Raw genomic sequence first — 23762 nt, 5'->3', positions numbered from 1 at the left:
GTCAGATTTTTATTTTAATAAAATCTTCCTGGCAAACTTTTTGGCAATGATGGAAAAATGGGACACTGCTGGTTTAGGGTCCTTCCAATCCCATATGGCATAGGCTTTTGGTCTCGCTAGTGATCTCAGAACTTGTAACAATGTCAGCTGCTTGTTTTTGAGATAATCACGAACAGCAAGCAAGTCCTCGTACCCATACCAAAAAGTGTACCGGGTATCTTCGGTTATCGCTTTAGAAGCCACCGGGATTCCTTTAGTCAGCTCTTGGTAAGTAATCCAGGGCATGTTCAAACCTAATTTGTACAGCAGGTTATTCAAATTCGTCATCCGGCAGTTTACCTCGATGAGATAATACTTGCCGGTTTCCGCGTCTTTCTTGAACTCAATCTCAGCGAACCCTTTCCATTTGATTTTTTCAAGGAAAGAGGCCCCGATCTCATGCAGTTCAGGAATATAGCGCTGTCCCGTGTACACAGAAGCCCCAAAATTGATGGGATACTGACGAAATTTCTGACAAGTAGCCCAATGTGTGACATTAGACTGTTGATCTAGATAAGCGTCAAACGTATACATGTGATCATCAAAACCTGGAATAATACGCTGCACGAATACCTCAAGACCTGCCTCACCAGCTTGGTTTAAGGCCCATTCCAATTCATTATGGTTGTTCACCTTAAACAGCTTTCGGCGGAATTTAGAAACAAAAGAAGGAGAGTCGGTCGGTTTAACAATACATGGGAATTTAATCAAACGATCTACTTTCCCTATAAAGTTGTCTTCGTTAATACGTACGATTTCAGGAACGGCTACTCCGTTCTCGGCTGCCATTTCATATAATCTTTCCTTGTTCATCGTATTCGTGTATATCCCCTGTACATCTTGCGGGATAAGATAATACTTCCGAAGTTCCGGCAAATACATGTCTACTACTTCCAGATAGGAGTCGTGACAAGGAATTAATACAGGAGGAGCACTTTCCTTTTGGGCAAAGTCAATCAAGTGGGCCACAAATGCGTCTGGATCCTTATGATAATGAGGAACGATGAGTCGTTCTGACGTGTATTTCGAATCGGCACCATACGCTTGTTTCTCTGAATAATCTACAGCGACTGTATGAACGCCTTCCATGCCCAGGCACCTGATTACACTGAGGCCGATGTAATAATTACAACCTAATATAACTGCTTTATTGCTCATACCTGAACCATCCCCAGTCAAAAAATAAAAAGTGTTGAACATCATGTCTGAAACTACTTAAGCATTATTTTCAAGTTTCAAAAATAAAGATATTGTGCAGCTAAACTGTAAATGATCTTCTCCCCAATTTTCTTAACAAGGGGGTTGTAATTCTTAGATAACATAGGTAGCCACCTTTCTTTGGGACGATGCATGAAGATTCAACTGACCTCGGGGTTCACTATAGCAGGTAATAATTTTTGTGATAAGAAGGCTATTTTTTTTAATATGCTTTAGAAAAATAAAGTTATACACCCAGCTTTGGTTAAAGCGTATTTCCTATTTTATCCAGTAATTAGAGTCAATTAGACGCAAGGGCAATCTCCTGGGCTAGACAACTATTGGTGCCTCTATAGTGGTTACTGCGCCACATGGAACCGGATAGAGTCTTCGTAATAAATTGAACAGGCCACCGTCTGCCGGTGGCCTGTAATCAGTGAGATATCATTTTTCAGGGAAGTCTGTACTTCGAGAAACACTTCTCCATGCTCTATACTCAGCCTTTAAGTTATCAATTTTATCCATAATTTGGTCATAAGCAGCATTTCCTAGTATAAGCCGATGAGGCTTGTCCTCTTTCTCAACCATTTTAATAATCACCTGGGCAATTCGCTCCGGATCCCCAGCTAATAAGGAATCCCCATGTTTCTCCAACAAGTCCTTTACAGCGCCTGACGTTTCATCGTAAGCAGGATTCCGGACACTACGACGATTTTTACTCATAATTCCCGTCCTCATACCGCCTGGTTCGATGAGTAAAACTTTAATGCCAAGAGGCTCTACTTCTTGCCAGAGAGCTTCTGTTAGTCCTTCGACTGCGAACTTACTCGCACTATAATAACCAAGTGAAGGCATCGCTACTACCCCACTGTTAGAAGAGATGTTAACAATGGTCCCCTGCTTTCTTGCACGCATGCCCGGGAGGACAGCACGTATCATCGAAGCCAGGCCAAAAAAATTTGTATCAAATAAGGATCGAATATCAGCTTCTTCTCCTTCTTCGATGGCTGAGCTGTAACCAATCCCCGCATTGTTTACCAGAATATCAATTCCACCAAACTTTCGCTCCGCTTCATCAACGACTTCAAGGATCTGCTTAGAATTTGTGACATCTAGGGCAGCAACGTGGGTTGAATCTGGGTATTGTTCTGCAAGCTCTTTTAGAGCTTCAGGATTCCGTGCCGTCAATACAACTCGATGTCCGTGATTTAGAACAGCTTCTGCTAAAACTCGCCCGACACCACTTGATGTTCCTGTAATTAGCCATACTGGATTACTTTGTTTTTGCATAATTGAATAACCTCTTTTCTCTAGGATTAAAGAACGCCTTAATTCAAGGGTGGTCTGTACTGCCAACTATTGAAAACGAACATTAGTTTTATAAAATTCATACTTTCACAATAATTACCAGTGACTTTTCATATCTTTTTTACTATGCTTTAAATATGAAACTAACTTTAACTATTAATCCGATGATAAAAAAGAAAGTGAGCTGATAATATTGGAACAAAAAGAGTTTGAAAGTCATTGTATAGAATCCATTTCTGAAGTTCTGCAATTTCTTTCAGGTAAATGGACCTTTCTTGTCCTAACTGAACTTCTGAAACAGCCTCAACGCTTTAATCAGCTGAGACGAAATCTAGATAATGTCAATACAAAAGGGTTAACCGATACACTTAGGAATTTAGAAGAGCAACAAATGATACAACGTCAAGTGTTCCCAACCGTACCCGTGACAGTCGAATATTCCATTACTGAAAAAGGTAAAGCATTCTCAGTAGTGTTTGAACAAATAAATCGCTGGAAACGCGAATGGGATTCATTTTCTGTTCAAAAAACTTCTTAAAATTCATTTAGTTTGGCCGTCAAGCTGCTGAGAGTTTGACGGCTTTTACCTATGAAAAATGGAGTAGCTTTTTTCAATCGAATAATCTTGATCAAGCATCAAACGAATTGCACAATTTCGTCCATCGGGCTTCTTCTCTTAGGGCGTCCTTCTCGGGCGCGATATCCAAAAGCCGCCATTACACTAATACTATATTCGTCTTCCCCCAGCAGTCCTTTCTTCTGAAGAAGCTCGTTCACACCGTCCAGGTCAAACCCTTCAATGGGGCATGAATCAATCCCAATATGCGCCGCAGCCGTTAGCATGTTTCCAAGTGCAATGTAAGTGGATTTGGATGCCCAGTCCAGTAGCGCTCTTTCAGTGTCTAAGTGCAGATCATTGTAAAATTGTTCATAAGCTGGTTTCATTTTATTAAATATTTCCTCAGGTATCTGCAAGACTTTAGTTTGCTGTTTTACCAAATACGGTGAATCATAGGTAAGGTCTTTCTTCGCTAAAATTAATACAAAATGACTCGATGAAGGAAGCTGGCGCACAGCTCCTGACGCCAATGGTGCTAATTCCCTTCTAAATTCAGGGCTTTGTACAACAACAAACTTCCAAGGCTCATTCCCTCCCGAGCTGGGAGATAACCGGCCAGCCTCCAAGATAAATTGAAAATCTTCATCGGAGATTTTTTTCTCCGGATCAAATTCTTTAGTCGCATGCCGATTATTAAGGGTTTTTAAAAATTCCTCTTTTCTTGTAGAGATATCCATTTATATTCCTGCTTTCTAATTTTTTTTATGGAGCTTGAACTTCATTAAAGTTAGTGTTCTTTGTGGGTATTTAGTTATTCAGCTTTGTTCGGGTCACTGGGTATTCGGCACGAGCCATCTTCACATATAGCAACATCCGGATCAACGGAAGATGATTGAAATGGAATAATTGGGTTTTCTTCTTTCCAAGCTTGCTGTAACGCTTCTGTAAACACCTCGGCTGGTTGTGCTCCGGAAATCGCATATTTGTCATTGATGACATAGAAGGGTACTCCCCGTATCCCTAATTGACTTGCCTCTAATTCGTCAGCCCTTACTTCATCTCCGAATTGATTGCTTGCGAGCATGGCTTTCGTATCCCTGCGGTCCAAACCGGATTCTACAGCAAGCTCCACTAAGGTATCCACATCCCCCAGATGCAAAGAATCCGTGAAATAAGCCTGATACAGCCGTTCCATCATTTGATCCCCTTTGCCAAATTTCATAGCATATTTCAGCAGACGATGGGCGTTAAATGTATTGGTAGGTTTTGCTGTATCATAGTTGAATTTTAGGCCATCCTCTGCAGCACGTTTTGTAATCGTCTCCTGAATGGCTTTCATATGCTCGGGGGTCGATCCCTTTTTAGCTGCGGCTTGCTCATAAACATCACCCGGGGGATTCACTTCGATATAAGGGTCCAACTCAAAGCTCCGATAAACAATGTTTACGTCCTCGGAGTGTTCAAACTTTTCTAGTCCTGCCTCAAGACGGCGTTTGCCTATATAACAGAACGGACATATCATATCTGTCCACACTTCTACTTTCATGGTCCTTCCTCCTTATTTTCTTATTTAACAGCTACCAAGTTCGAAGCATGTGATGAGAGACATCCGAAATGTAAATCCGTAGGAATCTCTTAATTAAAAACAGCTTCTTGTTAGTAACTATTGATTTTAAAGGTATAGAGCGTGAACTGCCCTCTTTCTTAGGGATGGCAAATGTGAATCAATTGCCTCGTGGCCAACTATAGCAGGTAATGATTTTATTGATAAGAAGGTTATTTTTTTCAATATGCTTTAGAAAATTAAAGTTCGTTCTTTCGCCTTCATTCAGTTGAATGTTTTATTTAGCTCTCTTCTAAAGAACTAATCACTGTATGGTAGCTAAATATGTGAACCGTTATGGATCTTTTTCTTAAGATTGCAGTAGTGCCCCTCATCTTCCACTCATTCGAGGCTTTACATTTTTAAAGCAGATATAAAAAAAATGCCTCCTTACGAAAAGAAATAACCCCTGTTATAGTGGGGCTCAAGGCAATGAGCCTTCGTTTTCCATCCTAAACAGAAAGAAGTTGTTATCATATGTAGCTATAGAATATTATTTTCCATCTTTTTATGACAATGATTGTCGTCGTAATTAACAGGCACTTTCAATTTCAACAATATATAGAGGACGTGACCATAATGGTAAAGAACAATAAATTTTTAATCAGTGTGACTTTAGTTTTAGTCCTTCTGATAATCGCAGGCTGGTCGGACAAAAAAATCCAGCCTCCGCAAACAGCAAGTGTTTCTGAACTTGAAGAAAAGATTCAGCATTTGGAAGACATTGAGCAAATTAAACAATTAAAAGCCCGTTATTTCCGTTTTGTTGATGAGAAAAAGTGGTCAGACCTTGCGGGGCTTTTTACAGCTGATGCCCGTATTGTAGCTGATGGCCAGGAATACCCAGGCGGAGGTAAAGCATTCGCGAATATGATAGGGAATCTTGTCGGTAAAGCGCCTACGGTTCACCATGGACATATGCCCGAGATTGAGATAATCGGCAAAGATAAAGCTGAAGGCGTTTGGGCTATGGAGGATTTGTTGACTTTTCCGGATGCAAAAGGCTCGCCACCCGGGCATAACGGTTATGGACAATACCACGAAACGTATAGAAAAGTAAACGGTGTTTGGAAAATCAGCAGCATGGAACTGACTCGTTTCCGCATGGATCCTCTAAAGAACTGGGATCCAAATACAGATCCTGTAACTGGAAAGTAATTTCGGCCGTCGGAACAACACATTGGTCGTAATTTGGAATCATCAGTCCTCAAGCACTTACAGCATAAATAATTCAAGTAAGGAAGAAACTATGCTTAAGAAAAAAACGATTATTACTTTTGGACAATTTCGACAACGGTTTAAATATCAGGAAAATAAAAAAAATCAACCCATTATAATAAAGGACGGGATCAAAATGTCAGTATACACCGATCAACAGCTAGCAGCGAAAGTCGCTGAGCTTGAAGAAAAATATCAACGTTTGGAAGACATGGAACAGATCAGACAATTAAAAGCTCGTTATTTCCGTTTTACCGATGAAAAGAAGTGGTCCGATTTTGCTGATCTTTTTACCAAGGATGCCTATATTGATGCCGACGGGACTGAATATTCAGGAGGCGGGGAAGCATTTGCCAAAATGATTGCAGGTCTGGTGGGTAGAGCGCCTTCGGTACACCACGGACATATGCCTGAGATTCAAATGATTGACAAGGAAAATGCCGAGGCCGTGTGGGCGATGGAGGATTTGTTGACCTTCCCGGATGCACAGGATGCGTATCCAGGGCATAACGGGTACGGTCAATACCATGAAAAGTATAAAAAGGTGAATGGTGTTTGGAAAATCAGCAGCATGAAGCTGACGCGTTTCCGGATGGATCCTCTTGCAAACTGGGATCCTAATACCGATCCTGTAACTGGTGAGCCAGTCACCGGCAAGTAACCTATGATGATGTAGATAAAGTACCCCCTTTACTTCTCTAAAGGGGGTACTTGCTATGCAAAAGGGAAATGTACCGAAGACATATCCTCTTACTTGAGTTAAGTTAGATAAGGGAAATCGATGTATTTGGCCTTTATTATTGAGTGGAACCTTCATTATTAATTGTACATTTGGGTATAACTTCAAATTTTATCTTCGGATATATGCTGCTCCAGGCTGGAATGGAAGGTCCCTGACGAAACGTGCGCGATCGGTACCTCAATCCTAATCCAAGTGGGTCAACATCATTCTTCTGCCCCATTTCCAAGAGCGAAGTAATATCCGACGCCAGCTTTTCTTTTAGAGCCTTAGCAAGTTTCGCGTCAAATCTTTCCGACAAATGGATTTTGTGGTCCGAATTTTCGGCTACACTGCCCTTGATTTGTATGTGAAAAACCGCCTTTTCTTTACCAACCTGAAATCTGCTTTTCCCATGGTTGATACGTATACTATACGTTACCCCGTCATGTACCAAATCGATGACCCCTTCCGTGACCCCCTTGGTTAATAAACGATATATATTTGACTCTTCGGTATTCAATTCTACCCGGACTCTGCGCTTGTCCAACCATACAACTTGCTCTGCATACAGCCCCTTTGCTCTCAAATCAACCACAGGCATAGCCGAGGTTATTCCCTCTTCCGTTATACTTCGGTATGCCTCATACAATGTCAGCGAGGTAATATTCGTTGCAGTATCACTGTATTCGAAGAGTGTGTAATAAAAACTCCCTGTCATCGCCTGTCCCTTAGGTTTATACTCTAACACCGTATGGGCAGTTGGTTTGGCCATACCTAGAAAAGTCGTTTCACGGATATCCAGCCTCTCCTTAAAAAAAATTAACAGTTGCTGTATATCGTCACGAGCCAGTTTTTCCCCGAAAAATATGACCTTTGTCAAACCAAACACTAACTGCTTATCCGTCTGGGCATTCATATGAAATAGGGCATCAGAAACAGTTTTATCCTCATATGTGATCAGCTCAAAGTCTTCACCATTGGAGCCCTCTTCGGCAAGTGAAATTTTCAAGGTCACTTTGTATTTATTATTAGGCCGATCAGGTGCGTCAATGCCAATAGCCGTTACGAATGCCCTCTTATCAACATCTCGAAAGGTGCAGCCTGGTTGTGTAAATAGGACGACGAAAGCAAAAGCAGCGATCAGGACCTTCTTTTTTGAATAGCAGCTGCTTGCATAAGAACTAAAAGCAAAAAGAGTTCGGAAAAAAGTCGAATGCTGAATAAACCAACAAACCAATTCACTAACCCGGTTTCGTCGGTGTAATATTCGATAATGAATGTGCTTGCAACAAAGAAGGAAACAAATAACCATTTTACTTTCCCTCCGCCTTTCGTCATGTCATGATACTGTAAAGATGAGTGCCAACACAAGATGACGAATAACAACGACATACCGAGCTGCACTAATAGAAAAACTGAGGTCATTCTTTCCACTGGAAGGTAATTGAACCGCATGCTGTCTAAAACCCCCTGCCAAACAAATACCTCTTCGGCAGCACCATTTAATCCAAGATACCCGATGGGGACAAAATAGCATGCTAATAGATTCGCGACTCCGATCAATGCTGCAACAGAAATATGTTTAATTGGAATGAACTCAATGTGGCGAAAGAAGACAAGCATGTTTGTACAGCTCATAAACACAAATGTTGCCGCAGTTACAGCGTTGAAGTTGGGAAACACGGTAATATATGTCGTTGCCTCTATAATAGAATCGGAAAGCATGGTCTCGTCGGTCAAGACTCGCGCTGTGAACAAAATATAGATGGGTATTGTTATTACTGCTGCAATCTCCATCATTTTTAAAAGCGGAACTGATTCCAGCATGGCCGTTCCCACGATGAGTAAAGAAACAAGGAACAAAAAATGAAAGGTATGCATCTCTGGAGCAATGAATGTTATAGCTACTTTCGTAGTGCCTACCAGCACTAGAGACCCCGTGGCATACAAGAGCAGCTGTTGATACAACAAAAACAGATTTTTAAACCAGCCAGGATATGTTCTGCCCATGATTTCGGCCAAGTTCTGCCCAGGAAATTTCTTTTGAACTCTATAGAACATCAACATTAAGCAAATCACAAGGATGATGGCCGTGATTAAACTTGCCATGCTTCCCCGGTACCGATATTGCAATAGAACTTTAGAGACAACAACACTGCCGCCCATCATCGAACTGATAAAAAAAAGATATAAATAAAACCGGCTACTAAGCATCATATGCCCCCACATCGTATTAAGATTTACTGAACAACTGAAGATAGTGCCTATTTAAACTGCGCAAACTGCTTAAATATGCCAGTAAGGCAATTGCTCCAACTAGTACACCAATCATACCGAACAGACTACCCAACAGGATCAGTGGATACCGGATAATCCGTATCGCCTGATGCATTGCATTCACCGGTATCACAAAGACGGATATGGCCACAGCGGAAATAACAACGATCATGACATTTGCAACTAATCCTGCAGCTGAGGCGGATTGACCCAGGATTAAACCGCCAACCGTAGTAGCAGTTGGACTAATGGTTTGGGGAAGCCGTATGCTTGCCTCGATTAAAAATTCCGCCATGAGCATCATGAACAAAATCTCAAGATATGATGGAAAGGGAACTTGCGTTCTGTTACCGGCGATTAACAACACAAATTGTACTTTTAAAATATCAGGAGAATACGAAATAACCGCAACATACATGGCCGGCAAAAAGAGGGTAATCAGGAGCGCGATATATCTAAGGGATATCAAAAATTTTCCAACTAATCGAAGTTCCACTGTATCATCCATCGATTTGAAAAAGTCAAAAAAATAAGCGGGGCCAATTAGTGCCCATGAAGTTCCTTCTATCATCAAGACAATTTTGCCTTCAGCCAGGCTTCTCACAATCCGATCTGGACGTTCGGTCGCCAAAAGTGTGGGAAAAATATTCCATCTATTGTTCGTGAGATACTTTTGTAGCTGGCCGGCAGCTTGCACGACATCTACTTGAATGCGATCAAGTCTGTCCTTCAAATCGTCAATTTCTTCTTGATTTGCAATTGAATGGTCATACAGCATGGCAATTTTAGTTTTAGACTTCCTTCCTACCGAGTGATGAATGACCTTTAATTCTGGGTGACGATATCGGTTACGGATCAAGTTTAGAGAAATATCTAAATTTTCATTTAACCCGTTTTTCGGGCCTTGCAAAATGTTCTCTTCGGTCGACTCACTAACGGCTTGCGACTTAAAACTATCCATCTTGATTGCATAAGCCTTTGTCCCCCAAAAAATGACTACACTCCCACCAAACATTTTCTCAATGGCCTTATATTCCTCTTTCTCCAAAGTTAAATCAGCAAAGGAGTATAGGTAATCTTTGTATTCATCTAATGATTTGATTTCATAAAATGGGGCAATAAGATCTTTTGCGATCTTTTTCTCATCGCAAACGGACTTGATATAAGCCAGGGTTACAGAGTCATCCTCTTTACGGAGGGTTCGCCGAATATAATCGTTGTCATCTTGTAACTGTCTGAAATCCATTTTTTTCACCTCAAAAGGTCATTATTTCCTTTTCCAATATTCCCATACCTCACTGTCGATGGCTAAGCACACTTTGCCCAATTTAAATACCTCAGCGGATCGGCTCGGTTAGCAAGACGCTCATCCAAACACGGAGGAGTACTTTCAGGCACTAGTTACATTTTATTGGTGCAGGTAACCTCAATTCGTGAACACTTCTTCTAAAGTTTAACTTAAAAGAAACAGGCCCCGTTGTTGTCGGAGGCCTGTTTCTAATTTCTATAATATTGTAAAGTAACAGATGGCCACATAGTTATTAACACCATTGATTTAGATCTACCCTAAATTGGAAGTATAATATTTTTTAATCAACACAAACATCATTCGCTTACAGGTGGATTGATTTGGATCGACCAAATTATTGCAATTTTGGGACGGAAACGCGACTTTCTCTAATTGTGAGTTCGACATTGAATAATTCTGAGAGTAGAGAGTAACAAAACGGTCACTGAGTTTAAAAGTCAGCATCGCGGTGTCACTTGGTGTATGCCATTTAGCTTGCACTTGGAGATCGCGATATCTTTACTTTGGTCGATGTACTTCTGCACAAAGCTTTCGCCGTATGCAGGCATCCAAGCTACATGAGAGCTTGGCCTCTCCCATGACCGAATTTTCACCGGCTACAATGTATGTCCCTCTGGGCATACCTTCAACAAAAGACGCCTTCGAGGGAAGCACTCCCACTCCGATGGCGTCTTTACTCATGCTATGGTTCCGATTAAATTTTGGCCAAATACTCGATCGAGGTCACTTGGTCGTTTTCGATGACGAACCGCAATTGGGACTTGTCTTGGTCATAGACGTACAAATTCAAGTTGTTAGTGAACTTGTCGCCGTACGCTTTGATTACGTCGCTTTTCTTGTTGAACAAGGTGACCCCTTCCTTGGTGGCCACCGTATCGTCGAACAGAATGACGGACGCGATATAATCGACGCCGTCCTTCTCGTAGGCATACACGTCGAAGCTGCTGTATTGGTAAATTTTATTGAGCCCCGGGAAAGCGCAGGCTTGAGATTCGAAATAACTTTGCGGTTTCCCCAATTGCTTCAAGATCGGCGCCGCTTCGGCATGCATCGGAATCGAGATGCCGTTCGCCTCGAACACGAAGCCGTCGCCGCTTGCTTGTTCAGGTGTCTCGGAAGCCGGGGTCGAAGCAGCCGGCGAAGTGGCGGTTCCTTCCGTCTGAGTCAACGCGCTAGGCGACGTAGATCCCTCCTCCGTCGTTTTGTCCCCGCAACCGGACAGCACCAATAGGAGGGCTATCAGCCCTATACTTGCTTTTTTCAACATAAACACTCCTTCATCCATTCGTTATCACGTTTCGACTTTATAGCGTTTCAGGTATCCGTATTTGGCGAGCTCGTCCAATTGCTCCTGCTTCATCCGATCATAAAAGTCGATTTTCTTTTGCCAGATCCCGCTCCAAGTTAGGTCGGTACGATGATCTTGCAGACGGTACGTATCCGCCAAGAATGCTCCGAAGTACGTAGCCAGCTTTTCCGCTCCGTATACATTCAAGTGCAATCCCGCGTCATAGGTATCTGTCTGCAGGTCAATTCCGGCGTCGTCAATGTGCTTGAGAAAATTGATGTAGGTTAAATCGTGGGCGGCGGCGTACTGCTCCATCTGTGTATCCCACTCGTCGTACCAATGCGGGTAGATCGTCGGCGCTTTGACTAATACGAGTTGGATTCCATTTTCTCTGCACAATTCCGTCAATCGATCCAAGTAACTATAGGCGTTGGAACCGAATCGGTAATTGGGCAGCCTGGGAGCTCTCGGAACTCTCCCCGCCGGCTTCACGTCTACTCTCATATAATACCCATTGTGGAACAACTTCTCCTTGCCGAACAAGTTCGTGAAGTCGTCTTCGCTTAATTGATCCCATCTGGAATGAAAACGTAATAAGGGCGCTAGGTAATCGACGAGGTGCTCGTTGTTCATCATGGACGCTTGAATGCTCTTTAGCTTGGTTGCCGAGAGTTTCATCCCATCCAGCGTCATGCGGTTATACTCTTCTTTTTGCGGTTCGTTGTACTGCATGGCGAGAACGTTAAAAACGACGACTTTCGGCTTCTCGTATTTCAGGGTCTCTTCCAGCAAATAGTACGACTGCCAGATCAACTGTTGCGCGCTGCCGCGGATATAGCTTGTAATCCCGTATTTCTCCCACAGCGTAACCGGCGAGAAATTCTCGTACACTTCGCAGTCCCCGAGGAATACGACGTCGAAATCCTTACGGTCTTCTTTGTAATATTCGCCGATGAGCGAACCCTCGACGATGCCGGATGCGTATTTTGGCATCAGTAGGCGTTGCAGCACATACAGCGAGCCCAGCAGCAGAACGATCGCGACAACTCCGATAATAAGCTTCTTCCGTACCAATGTCCCCTCATCCCTCCTTTGAAATCAGAACTGATTATAGATGAATTGCTTCGCGTCATAGCCCACGCCGTAAGCGCCGAAGACAAGGATCGAAAGAATCAGCATGCCGTAAAGCGAATACCTAACGCCAATCGGCTGCCCCTCTATCTTCTCCCTCACGCTTCCGCTTCTTTGAAGCAAGCTGACGATTCCAACGATCGTTAGGCTCGACAGGATCAAGACGTAATGACTAAAAGAGATGCCCAGATGAAGCAACGAACCGTCGAATAAGACTTGATAATTAAAGGTCGTGAACATGGACCCGAACATCCTGAACGTCAGCGGCACGTCCATGTAACAGTCGAACAACCGGATCGTGCTCATCAGCAGCAGCGTCCGCACGACTTGGAAAGATCGGAATGCGAACGTATGATTCACTTTAAATTTCCCATGGAACCAATCGTAGAACGGTTCCAGTTCTTGCGAGATAAGAATGATAACGCCGTTGGCCAGTCCCCAAGCGATGAAATTCCAACTGGAGCCGTGCCAGATGCCGGTAGCGAACCAGGTCGTTAAAGTCGCTAGATACACGGGTGCGCGTTTGCCGATCACATTGCCGAACCGCCGGCGGGAGAACTTCGACAGGGCGAGCATCGGCTTCGAGACGGACATCGGGAAGAAAACGTAATCCCGGAACCAAGCGCCCATCGAAATATGCCATCTGCGCCAGTAATCCGTGATCGACTTGGCGAAATACGGTCTTAGGAAATTTTCCTGAACCTTGATGCCGAGCACCTGGGCAATCCCGATCGTAATATCGATACCGCCTGAAAAGTCGGCCAACAGTTGAAACGCGTATAACAACATACCAACCAACACGAACGCACCATTATAGTGATCGGGATCTTCGAAAATCGTCCGTACGGCAGCCGTCAGTTGATCGGCGATGACCAGCTTTTTGAAAAATCCCCATGCGATTCGTTGCAAGCCGAACTTTACGTTACGGCCGTCGAAGTCGTGCGGGCCGTACAACGTCTTGCCCAATTGATCGAATCGGCTAATCGGTCCTTGTATGACTTCGGGGAAAAAGGAAACGAACAACGCGAACTTGAACAGATTGCGCTCTGGCTGAAATTTCCCCCTGTAGATGTCGATCAGGTAAGCTGCGCTCTTAAACGTATAGAAGGAAATACCGAGCGGAACGGCGATTGTCCAGAAGGAAATGCCGCCTTCACTTCCGAGAGCGCGGGCGATGAGATTAATGTTCGCGATTGCGAAATCGGTGTATTTGACGAAAGCAAGAATGCCTAAGGCCACGAACAAGGCCAGCAGCATCGGGATCCGTTTTCTTGCTTTCATTTTGGATTTGTATTCGTTGATCTCGGGCTTGGTCATTTCGTGCTTATGTTCCCGCAAATACGCGGATTCGCTCTGCACCAAGTCGCCGATTCGACATCCGGCATAATAAACGCATACCGTCGTCGCCGCGATATAAGCAAGAAATTGAAGCCCGGATAACGCATAGAACAAATAGCTGGCGCCCAGAAGCAATACCCACTGGTATTTTCTCGGAATGAGGTAATAAAAGACGAACAAGACAACGAGAAAGAGAATGAAACCGTATGAGGTGAAAAGCATGGTCTCCCCCTATAAATCGTCGGATAGTCTGCTGATTAACGCGTACAACGCTTGGGCGGAATTGAAGTTATCCGGCGTGATCTCCTCTACAGGAATCGTCACGCCGAATTCGCCGTCGATCTCCGCAAGCAGCGTGACGATGTCGAAAGAATCCAACACTTTATCCTTGATTAACGTATCGCAATGACGAAAATCGATGTCAGGGTGCATGTCTTCTAATATTTTCAATAACTCATCCATGTGCTTAACTCCCTTTCTTGACGCAAGCCTCTTTGAGGTAGACGCGATCGATTTTTCCGTTCGTCGTGAGCGGCATAGCGTCTAACCGCTCAATCCGATTGGGAATCATATACTTCGGCAGCAGCAGCTTCAGTTCCTTGACGATCGATCTGGCGTCCGTTTCGCCTACGAAGAATAAAACGATTTTCTCCGTGGTTTTGTCGTAAACGCAGCAAGCGCTTTTGATGCCTTCCAGTCGATTGACATTCGCCTCGATTTCTCCAAGCTCGATGCGATACCCCATATGCTTGATCTGGTAATCTTTGCGCGAGACGAACATCAGCTCGCCATGCTCGTTGTATTTCCCTAAATCCCCCGTCCGGTAGATCAGTTCGGGATACAAAGCATTCAACGGATTTTGTACGAAGACTTCGTTCGTTTTAGCAAAATCCCCGTAGTAACCTAGCGTCAGGCAAGTGCCCCGAATGCAAATTTCCCCCACTTCCCCGGGAGCGGCTTCGCGATCGTTCGATCCCAGCAAGAGGATTTCGGTATTCCGAAACGGCCTGCCGATTGGTAAAGACTCGTGTTCCTCGAACGCCCGTTCCACCTTGTAGTAACATGACATGCCGGTCGCTTCAGTAGGGCCGTATAAGTTAACGAATTTCGCGTTAGGCAACGCTCTTCTCCACAGATTGAATTGTTTCATCGGGAATACTTCGCTGCCGAACACGACGGTATGCAGAAATTGCGGAACCAGCTTGTCCAGCACTTTGAAGGAAGAGATCATCGTAAACGCTGATACGACCCAGCATACGGTGTTTATGCGATACTTGTTCAGGAACTCCACCAATTTGAGCGGGAACATAAACAGGCTCTTCGGGATGATATACGTTGTCGCTCCGAACTTCAGGGTCGGGAATAGTTCTTTAAAGCAAGCATCGAGATACAGCGGCGTCTGGTTCCCGAATATGGTGTCTTCGTTGAGCGAGAGCACGTCGGATAAGTTTTCGATATAATCGATAACCGATCTATGGTTGGCGATGATGCCCTTTGGAACGCCCGTTGAGCCGGAAGTGAAGACGACGTACAAAGGATCCGTGTCCAAGGTGGAAAGGCGTATTCGGGTTAATGCCTCGTCGTCGACAGGACCTTGAATCAGGTCGTCGTACAAATGAACGTTCCCTTGAAAGTCGATAGCATTGGCGATTTCCATCGTCGACTCGTCGCAGATGATCGCGCTGGGATTTATCTTCCGAATGATCGTCTCAATACGGTTACGGGGCATCTCGTCGTCGAGAGGCACATAGAAATTGCCGCTGTAGATGACGCCGTAATAAGCCGCGATCGCTTTCGGACTCCTGTTTATGAACACGATGATCGGTTGCTTTTGCAAATTATACTTGTGCAGAAATGTGCCGATCGCTCTCGACTGTCCGTACACCTCTTGGAACGTAAGCCCGAATTCGTCGTTCGCGTAAGCTATTTTGTCCGGTACTCTTCTTACCGTATGCTCTAAATACTCCATGACGTTGAACTGCATTGGCAAACCTTGCCTTTCTTATTTAAGATACTTGCTTCTTTCTTTGAGTGGTTTGGTCGGCGTCGCCGGATGTTTGGTCTTATCGAATAGGTAGTAGTTCTTAAATTGCTTATTGAATAACGCCAGTTCTGCGTCCGTTAGCAGGAAAGTCGTATTCTTTTTGATCGTAGGAGTGGTATCGAAGTGGTACCAGGCGTCTTCTACTTTGACTAAGCTCCAGAAATGTTTCGTTTTTCTGCCTTTGTCCCGGATCACGGTTTGCGTTTCGAAGCCGCTTCTCTCCATCAGCGTCCTTGCGGTGGCATAGAAGACGAAGCAGTCGCCCGTACCTTGTTTAAACCCTTGAAGCGCGCCTTTTCGCCAATCGGTGTGGCTGGAACTGTCGATATAGCCGATGTTGTACTTCGTCCACTTGAAGATTGCCCATAATTTGTCGACTTCCGTCATGTCTTCCGTCATGATTTTGGCGAGTACGGTATCCGCCAGTTTATTCAGTTCGTCTTCGTTGAGGGGGCTCGTAGGCTTTACCTTGACCGTTACCGTAGCCTCCGCCTGGACAACATTGCCTGCGGCGTCCTTGGCCATATACGTAATGTTGTAAACGCCGGCTTTCTTTAGGTTGACGCCGCCCGTGTCTACAACTAAAGCGACGTTCGTATCGTGATTATCCTTAACGCTTACACCGGTTTTGTAGGACACGCGGTCTCCGATAAAGACGGTTAAATTTTTGACTCCCCTTATTTTGGGCGGCTCCGTATCAGCCTTGGTGTCCGGCGTGGCAGCAGTCGAGGTAATCGGTGTGGCAGTCGGCGTGGTTGCAGGCTTGGTATTTGCCGATATGCTGTCGATCGAGGTCCTAATAATCAACGCGGCAATAAGAATGAAGGCAACTCCTAAGATGACCTTGCTACGTCTAGTGCTTCTAGTTCGTTTAGTGCGCATGTGGCAACCCCATTTCTGATGAAACTTTACGAATAATTTCAATTCATTTCACTATACTTTAGCCAAAACTGGATTTCGGGATTCAAAAATTTTCATTTAAATGAAAATTTATGACCGAATTCTATATAAGGTAGCTATGATGAGACGATCCCAATTAGGCGTGATCGGTGGGATGGGACCAAAGGCGACATCGTTTTTTTCGACAGAGTTATTGAATTCACCGAAGCGGAAGTTGATCAGGACCATATCGACATGATTATTTTGAATCATGCGTCATTGCCGGACCGAATGTACTCGATCCTCCAACGAAAAGATCAGCAATTCCTTCGGCTAATCCAAGCGGACATTGCGCTGCTCGAGCGTGCGGAAGTGTCGAACATCGTGATGCCTTGCAATACGGCGCACCGTTTCTTCGACGACATTCAAGCCATGACGACTATTCCGATCGTCAACTTGGATAGAATTAAGCGAAGCCGTGTGGCCATACTTTATCGACGTCTTGGACGTGCTCGTGCATCGGTACATTACGTTGTCCGGCGGGAAGATCAAGCCCACGCGCGCCAAAAGCTGTTCATAGAAAAACATGAACACCGATCACACACCTAAAGATAAAGACCCATCTATCGAGAAAATAATTGCCTTTTTATTTTCCAGCGCTCCCCAGCCTATGCCCTCGACGCGTTCTCCCTTCGAGCCTAAACAAAAAAGCCGCGATTAACATTACGGGCCAACTATAACAGCTATTATCCCTATCCGTAAGAAGGCTGTTTTTTTATATATGCTTTATAAAAGTAAAGCCATGCTCCTAGCAAGGCATAAGATCTATACTCCAAAATCATACAGATTTTTGAATAGTGAATAAGCGAAGGAAATCATTCCATCAAACAGCCCGCTAATGTTATTTTTCGCTAAGATGATGGGTAACTGGAAAGTCGATCTGCAAACCTTGATTTAACCGTACCTCACCACGGCGTTCATCCCCCATCTAATAGGGTTCCCTGTCCTTTTTATACTTGAATTACAAACTCTACCGGTGTAACGGGATATATACTCCCAGACAAAACTGGGCAAGGCTTCTATATTTGTCTGGGCCACAGGCACGCTCCACCTTCCAATCATTCCCAGGTATGTCTTTCCCTTCATCCAAGCGAAAGTGCCGTTTAGAATCTGAGTAAAACTATTAACGATTGCAAAACTCAATGTCTTTTAGTCATCATACTTAAACTTATAACTTTATATAAATCTATTTGATATAAAAGATGGTTCCTCTTTTAATGGTCATGAACTTTAAAGATTAATACCAGGGATTACACAGGGGATATCGATGCTACAACTTAGGGAATTAGAGGAGGATGGGATAGAAAGTGGAATATTCTTTAACCGAACAAGGTAAAATGCTTTTCTTATCGTTGCATCATGAGAGTTAAGGGAATTTAATACCGAGACGAAAAAGGGCAACCTTAAATCTGGCCCCTTTATTGGTTTACACAAAATATAAGGAACTAAGGAACACTGCTCTTATTCACAGCTGCGCACCATACCTAGATAACGAGGTGGGAACCTTCTAAATCGATATCTTCACTATAAACTTTTATCTCTTTAGCAACGGATCTGTCGTTGCTTTCATATGTATGTCATATTAAAAATCTGGCAAAAATGAATACACAATACACTGCTCATTTATCAGAAAAGTTTCTTTATGATTGTTTAATATCTGAATTTTAAGATGTTACCATCGAGCCATTAGCACTGTTATCATGGAAACATGACTATTTCACTTTTATTTAATCGTATATCTCTGTGCAGCTAAACATCGGTTCGCCAAAGCTCATTATGCTTGTGTAAATGCCCAGTATAATATGTTCTTAGTGGAATCAATAAATATTTTGAAATGGAGCGGAAAGTAAGTGTTATTTCTAAGTGTACCTTATCCAAAAAAAGATGAAGCTTTTTTCAGTTACATCATTAGACTATCCAAGGATAATCGTTGTGGAACGACTCATGTTTTTGAGAAACTCGGAATACGGTCAAGAATGGTGACAAAACAAAAACGATTTAGATTGAACTCTCTTTCAGCGGATGATACTGTTCGATTATGTAACCCTACTTTTCTTGGATCTGATGTAATAGGTAAGAGCAATTTTTTAATTCATCACCCCGGCCCTTCACCAGTAACATTTGATTTCGAATTAAATGATATAAAATTCCCGTTTTTTTTAATTAATAAAAATTACATAAAAATTTGTCCACATTGTATGTGCTCTAGACCTTATCTTAGGAATTCTTGGTTTCTAATGCCTATTACGACGTGCCCACTCCATAATAGTATGTTAATTGACCGTTGTACCGCTTGTCAGAGTAATTTCCAATTAAATGACCAACTCTTAGATGGATGTAGCAAATGCTTTGCAACTTGGGCCGAAATGGCTTTTAACACTCCAAATAGTTTGACTGAGATAGATAGTACGCTAAGTAATCTTATTCAATTTAAGCTAGGGATCATTTCTGATTATTGTTCTAATCTATGCTCGGATTTCAAAAATCTTAGTCTTGCTAATATAGGATTTGTTCTTTCACTTATTGCTTGGGTATCACCAAATGAGAAGTCGTTCGTAAGACCAAGTTTTGTAGAACAAGAATCCAATACGTTAACTCATGACCTTCTATTACGTTCAATAGTCGTTTTTAGTAATTGGCCAAATTCCTTCAACTACTTTCTAGAAGATATTATATCTAAACAAAAATACCATAATCCCTCGAAAGATGTTTTAAAATCTAATGAAAAAATACGCGGACGGCGAATGTTATTTGGCGAGTTCGTTAAGAAGCTTAGAGATGAGTTTACAGCTCCAGAATATAACTTTATTAAGAAAGCTCTATTGAATTTTCTTACAGAAAAGTACCCTCATTTACTTTCTAGGTATAATCCAGGCGTTCTATTAAATACGAGTATAAATAAGCAATACTTATCGGCTACCGAAGTAATTAACAAGTTTGGCTTTCGACGTGAGAATATTAAAAAGTTTATTCATAGTGGTTTTCTTGAAGGAACCATAATTTATCAAAATAAAGTAGAGTTCATAGTCGTTACAGAAGATAGTGTAGAATCTTTAATAAGACTTCAAGAGGAAAGTCTTTCAACTAAAGAAGTTTGTGATCGACTGGGATTTTCTAAAATACAATCACGTCATGTCTTTGATTTACTTGATAAAGGGTTAATTAAAATAGTTAGAGGTCCAACTCTTGATGGTCATAAATGGCACCGTTTTGATAGAAACAGTATCGATCAATTATTATTATCTTTTGAAAACAACCTTGTAGAGAAGAGTACGACTACAGGTGTTGGATTTAATTCGGTAACCGGGCCATTGTCTAGCCATTACCATCCTACCTTTGCCAAGATAGCTGAAAAAGTAATGGCCGGCGTGTTAAAACCTTGTAGGAAAGATCCTTTTAAGATTGGGCTATTTCAATATCAGTTCGAAAAAGAAGATCTTCAACAAGCCTTTCTAATTGAAATATCTAAATACAAAGAAAAACGCCTAACAGAGCGAACAAGGGGTGTCTTTAGAACCTACAAATAAATGTGTTCAATTTATGAATTTTCAGCAATAATCAAGGGGAAGCGGAAATTTATGTGGTACATACATTCTAATCCGCCATTCCCCAAGATACTAATGGGATTTCACTTCAAGAGCTGGTTGAGGACAAGGTCAAAAACTTAACAATTTACCCTTTGCCTTTCTCCGAGTTCGTTGTTTATCATCAAGAAGATTTGCCTTAAACCTGTTTTCTTCTGCATGCTCTTTTTTTAACTCCTTCTCCAAATTGAAACCTGCCATATTGAATGGATTTACTCTGAATGGACGAGATACCTGTTTTATCTTTCTTAATGCGATTTGTAAATGCATTTCCGTAATCTTGTCTTCACCGGCCTTTAGAGCAACTTCGGTACCGAACTCAAGCAATTTCATGATGTAAAAGGGAACTCCTAAAGAGATATAATACAGTTTATCCGCCATTTTTCGATCAGCAAGGTTTGAAGCATCTGCAAACGGCAGCTCCTCTTCAACCTTATTGATGAAAGCTCGGAAAGTGACTATTTCATCTGCTTCCGCGTAATTAAAGGCCTCCATCTGCTCTTTGTAAGCATATCTCCGGTCGAGCTGTTCTTCTTTCACAAAAATATTCAATGAATTGGGCATCCCACATAACACAATGGGAATGGCGCTTTCTTCAGAAAAAGTCTTTACCCAGTTCGCAGCTGTCGCCAGTACGTGATCTGTGTCCGTATCTATTAAGTGTTGAAATTCATCCAATATAATCATCTTCATTTTAAGTTCACTTATGAAGTGGTGGATTCGACCTGTTAATTCGACTTCTGTCCCTTTATTAAACATTGGGTCACCCATCTGATGTAGTATCTTGGATGCTAGCGCTTTTCTAGTTGCTTTCGGGGGTACGCGGACATGGAGAACAGGAATATGTTTATATGTCCGATGAGAATCTGATACTATAATTGAGGGATGACGATTGGTAAACTCTTTGGTTACTGTGCTTTTACCTACCCCAGTTGTCCCATAAATGAAGAGTTGATCCGGAGACACTGTCCCATCGCTCATATACAACATGTCTTCAAGTTGTTCGAGAATCTCATTATATTTGGGATGGTGGATAATGATACTTTTCACATGCTCCTTTCGGCGTTTCATCTCTTCTCTATCGGGGCGGATCCCGTTCAACCTCTTAAACTTTTCCATTATCTTTCCTTTCTTCCTGTACTCCAATTAGCGTTAATTTTTTTAAGGTCTACTTCGTCAGATGCGATAACAGACGACATCTCAGCAGCATCCAATTGGTTGCTGTCAAAAGCTTCTTTTGTTGATTCAGAGCTATCTGTTTGAGGGTCCGATTCGACAATAATGATGTTCGGATCATCAGGGACTCTGGCACTCGTATCCCGAGACCCAGTTATAGCGCTCACCAATGATGTCTTTTGAGCTTCCTCCATTCTCCTTTGACGTTTTGTTCGGGAGTACTCCTTCTTGCCTTCACTGGCTAACAACTCAAGTACTTTGAGACCATGTGTAACATTCTCCTGCTCTTTCAGGAAATTGTTAGCCTCACTATTATTTTTATTGCAAAGATGCGCTAGGTGTTCAACGTGAACCGGGTATCTCTGATCTATCTTGTATCTATTTAATCTCGAGCTTTGCTTTAATTTAGCCCTTAGATATTCGTCGTTAAATTCATCGTATACGTAGATATTCCGTACGTCGCTTCCATACCTTATACGTACTTTTCTATCTCTACCTTCACGTTCGATTCTGAGACGCAATTGATTTACTTCTTCACTATAAAAGAACTCCCCCTTGAACTCGATTCCCTTTCGACCAAGAACTCGGTAGGCGGTTTGGGTTGCAAACAAGAGCTCAAGATTTTCTCTTCGATGGGGTAAACGTCTTTGAACCTTAGCATTTCTCAATCCTTCATGCCAAAGTTCTTCAGGTTTCCCCCCCACCCCTCTGTTGTATTTATTTGCAACTAAATCAATAAAATAGACATGGAGCATATGATACAATCCATTCATATCTACACATGCCTTTTTGCTTGAATCGTATTGTCCACGTTCCTCAGGATTTGAAAACGTTGTACCAGGTAAACTATGGAAAGTTTTGTTCATACTACCTAACCCATTCTCGACAGTGCCTTTTTGATGACCAGAACCCTTTTCGTTGTAAATGAGTCCGATCCCGATCTCCCCGCAGACTTCAGCTAATTCTTCACAATCATTGACTGAAGCATTGTCCAGAATAATATTCTCTGGTACACCAAACCCTGACCATTCACTTTGAACATATGGAAACAATTCTCTAATACCTGTCTTGGGGAGCATGATTTGTAGCAGAAGCTGTTTCAAATCGCCGGCATTAGGCTGTTCTTTAAAGATAGGTCTGAAGGCCAGCGGTTCGTCTGAATATTTATCAACTGCATACAATATAACTGGTCTGAACGTCTCTCCTGTTCCGAAGTTTACGGTTATGAAACCTAATGGTGTCCAGTCAAGCTCGACATACTCAAGGGGCCTGTCGGGATTAATGGCTCCGCGAACACCATTTTCAGCTAGATCTGCTTGGGCGATCCCCAGAATATGAACATTTCTGGATCGCGGGTTATGCATCTCCCTGTAAATTCTTCGAAAAGTGGATTCTGACATCAAAGGAATTTTTCCTTTTTCATCACGAAACAGATTATCATTTTTCACTCTATCAATATAGAGAAGCCACTTGTTCCTAATGGTCTGTGCTTCAGCTTTTTTATCTGTCTCTTTTATAAATTCCCTAAGTCTGTCTATTACTTCCTCTGAGATTCGTCTATCTTTGGGGCCTGTAGAAAGAGGTGTCAAGCACATTTTATTTCCATGTTTACGATACATCTTTATCCAACGATAAAATGTGGCTAAGGAAAGCTTAGTTGTTGATTTGGGAAGCAGTTCAGTGGGAAGATTTTCAATGTAATTCTTTACATTTTTTATCGAACCCGAAATATAAGGCTTGATTATCTCGAATCTTTTATCCTTTTCGCTTTTTTCCTCAGAAGTATACAAATCCAAATCCCATTTAGCCGTTATTTTTAGAGGATCATCACTATCTTGGTGGAAAATCAATCTTTTTGATGTCTTTGTCTCGTTCACAGCTATTTTTATCTCTTCAAGACTAATCAATTCTATTGTGTCATAGGACATGTTATAAACCTCGAATTCATCATCTTCCTTTAACTTTCGAATTTCATATTCTTGGTCTCCAATTCGAAAACGAGTGCCGTATTGTAAGGTGGCAAACATCGAA

The 23762-nt window shown here is 42.5% G+C and carries 20 protein-coding genes; 5 read left to right on the top strand and 15 right to left on the bottom strand.

What is annotated here, in order from left to right:
• Positions 1-9: 9 nt before the first annotated feature.
• Entirely contained in the window at positions 10-1197 is a 1188-nt protein-coding gene (locus C7820_RS20690) for a carboxylate--amine ligase (protein WP_116232587.1), read from the bottom strand.
• 483 nt (positions 1198-1680) lie between these two features.
• Positions 1681-2526 carry an oxidoreductase gene (locus tag C7820_RS20685; RefSeq protein ID WP_116232586.1) on the bottom strand — a complete coding sequence of 282 codons (846 nt, stop codon included), beginning with the start codon at positions 2524-2526 and terminating at the stop codon, positions 1681-1683.
• A gap of 211 nt (positions 2527-2737) precedes the next feature.
• On the opposite strand from C7820_RS20685, the gene C7820_RS20680 reads away from it, so the two are divergent.
• The gene (locus tag C7820_RS20680) at positions 2738-3082 is read left to right on the top strand and encodes a winged helix-turn-helix transcriptional regulator (RefSeq protein WP_116232585.1); all 345 of its coding nucleotides are present in this window, start codon (positions 2738-2740) and stop codon (positions 3080-3082) included.
• Between the two features lie 98 nt (positions 3083-3180).
• Here the strand turns inward: C7820_RS20680 and C7820_RS20675 are convergent, their stop codons facing one another.
• Complete coding sequence (locus C7820_RS20675) at positions 3181-3834, bottom strand: NAD(P)H-dependent oxidoreductase (protein WP_258875333.1); 654 nt, start codon at positions 3832-3834, stop codon at positions 3181-3183.
• A gap of 80 nt (positions 3835-3914) precedes the next feature.
• Positions 3915-4649 carry a DsbA family oxidoreductase gene (locus C7820_RS20670; protein WP_116232583.1) on the bottom strand — a complete coding sequence of 245 codons (735 nt, stop codon included), beginning with the start codon at positions 4647-4649 and terminating at the stop codon, positions 3915-3917.
• A gap of 636 nt (positions 4650-5285) precedes the next feature.
• Between C7820_RS20670 and C7820_RS20665 the strand changes: the two genes are divergently transcribed.
• Positions 5286-5864, top strand: coding sequence for a nuclear transport factor 2 family protein (locus C7820_RS20665; protein ID WP_116232582.1), 579 nt, complete (start codon positions 5286-5288; stop codon positions 5862-5864).
• A 91-nt stretch (positions 5865-5955) separates the two neighbouring features.
• The gene (locus C7820_RS20660) at positions 5956-6585 is read left to right on the top strand and encodes a nuclear transport factor 2 family protein (protein WP_116232581.1); all 630 of its coding nucleotides are present in this window, start codon (positions 5956-5958) and stop codon (positions 6583-6585) included.
• Positions 6586-6721: 136 nt separating this feature from the next.
• Here C7820_RS20660 and C7820_RS20655 read toward each other — a convergent pair whose 3' ends face one another.
• The 9 genes from C7820_RS20655 to C7820_RS20620 all read right to left on the bottom strand — a co-directional run bounded on the left by C7820_RS20655 (position 6722) and on the right by C7820_RS20620 (position 16839).
• Positions 6722-7882 (bottom strand): Ger(x)C family spore germination protein, encoded by a 1161-nt coding sequence (locus C7820_RS20655; protein ID WP_181909131.1) that lies wholly within the window; start codon positions 7880-7882, stop codon positions 6722-6724.
• Positions 7786-8862, bottom strand: coding sequence for a hypothetical protein (locus C7820_RS33510; protein WP_181909130.1), 1077 nt, complete (start codon positions 8860-8862; stop codon positions 7786-7788). The genes C7820_RS20655 and C7820_RS33510 overlap by 97 nt, the downstream gene beginning before the upstream one ends.
• Before the next feature lie 16 nt (positions 8863-8878).
• Positions 8879-10168 (bottom strand): spore germination protein, encoded by a 1290-nt coding sequence (locus tag C7820_RS20650; protein WP_116232579.1) that lies wholly within the window; start codon positions 10166-10168, stop codon positions 8879-8881.
• Between the two features lie 757 nt (positions 10169-10925).
• On the bottom strand, positions 10926-11498 hold the full coding sequence (locus C7820_RS20645; RefSeq protein ID WP_181909129.1) for a hypothetical protein: 573 nt from the start codon (positions 11496-11498) through the stop codon (positions 10926-10928).
• Between the two features lie 24 nt (positions 11499-11522).
• Positions 11523-12593: an SGNH/GDSL hydrolase family protein gene (locus tag C7820_RS20640; protein WP_116232577.1), complete on the bottom strand. Its 1071-nt coding sequence runs from the start codon at positions 12591-12593 to the stop codon at positions 11523-11525.
• Between the two features lie 24 nt (positions 12594-12617).
• Positions 12618-14210, bottom strand: coding sequence for an MBOAT family O-acyltransferase (locus C7820_RS20635; RefSeq protein ID WP_116232576.1), 1593 nt, complete (start codon positions 14208-14210; stop codon positions 12618-12620).
• A gap of 9 nt (positions 14211-14219) precedes the next feature.
• A complete protein-coding gene (locus C7820_RS20630) occupies positions 14220-14450 on the bottom strand; it encodes a phosphopantetheine-binding protein (RefSeq protein WP_116232575.1) in 231 nt (76 codons plus the stop codon).
• Positions 14451-14454: 4 nt separating this feature from the next.
• A complete protein-coding gene (locus C7820_RS20625; RefSeq protein ID WP_181909143.1) occupies positions 14455-15972 on the bottom strand; it encodes an amino acid adenylation domain-containing protein in 1518 nt (505 codons plus the stop codon).
• An 18-nt stretch (positions 15973-15990) separates the two neighbouring features.
• Positions 15991-16839, bottom strand: coding sequence for a transglutaminase domain-containing protein (locus C7820_RS20620; protein ID WP_220376663.1), 849 nt, complete (start codon positions 16837-16839; stop codon positions 15991-15993).
• Between the two features lie 327 nt (positions 16840-17166).
• On the opposite strand from C7820_RS20620, the gene C7820_RS20615 reads away from it, so the two are divergent.
• Positions 17167-17520: an aspartate/glutamate racemase family protein gene (locus tag C7820_RS20615; protein WP_258875316.1), complete on the top strand. Its 354-nt coding sequence runs from the start codon at positions 17167-17169 to the stop codon at positions 17518-17520.
• A gap of 1301 nt (positions 17521-18821) precedes the next feature.
• Complete coding sequence (locus tag C7820_RS20605; RefSeq protein WP_116232571.1) at positions 18822-20498, top strand: TniQ family protein; 1677 nt, start codon at positions 18822-18824, stop codon at positions 20496-20498.
• A gap of 129 nt (positions 20499-20627) precedes the next feature.
• On the opposite strand, the gene C7820_RS20600 is transcribed toward C7820_RS20605, so the two are convergent.
• A complete protein-coding gene (locus C7820_RS20600) occupies positions 20628-21674 on the bottom strand; it encodes a TniB family NTP-binding protein (protein WP_116232570.1) in 1047 nt (348 codons plus the stop codon).
• The gene (locus tag C7820_RS20595; RefSeq protein ID WP_116232569.1) at positions 21674-23758 is read right to left on the bottom strand and encodes a hypothetical protein; all 2085 of its coding nucleotides are present in this window, start codon (positions 23756-23758) and stop codon (positions 21674-21676) included. The genes C7820_RS20600 and C7820_RS20595 overlap by 1 nt, the downstream gene beginning before the upstream one ends.
• Between the last annotated feature and the right edge of the window lie 4 nt (positions 23759-23762).

The sequence above is a fragment of the Paenibacillus sp. VMFN-D1 genome (genome assembly GCF_003386155.1).
In the GTDB taxonomy this organism is placed as follows: domain Bacteria; phylum Bacillota; class Bacilli; order Paenibacillales; family Paenibacillaceae; genus Paenibacillus_AQ; species Paenibacillus_AQ favisporus.
This window is presented reverse-complemented; position numbering and strand designations above follow the sequence as displayed.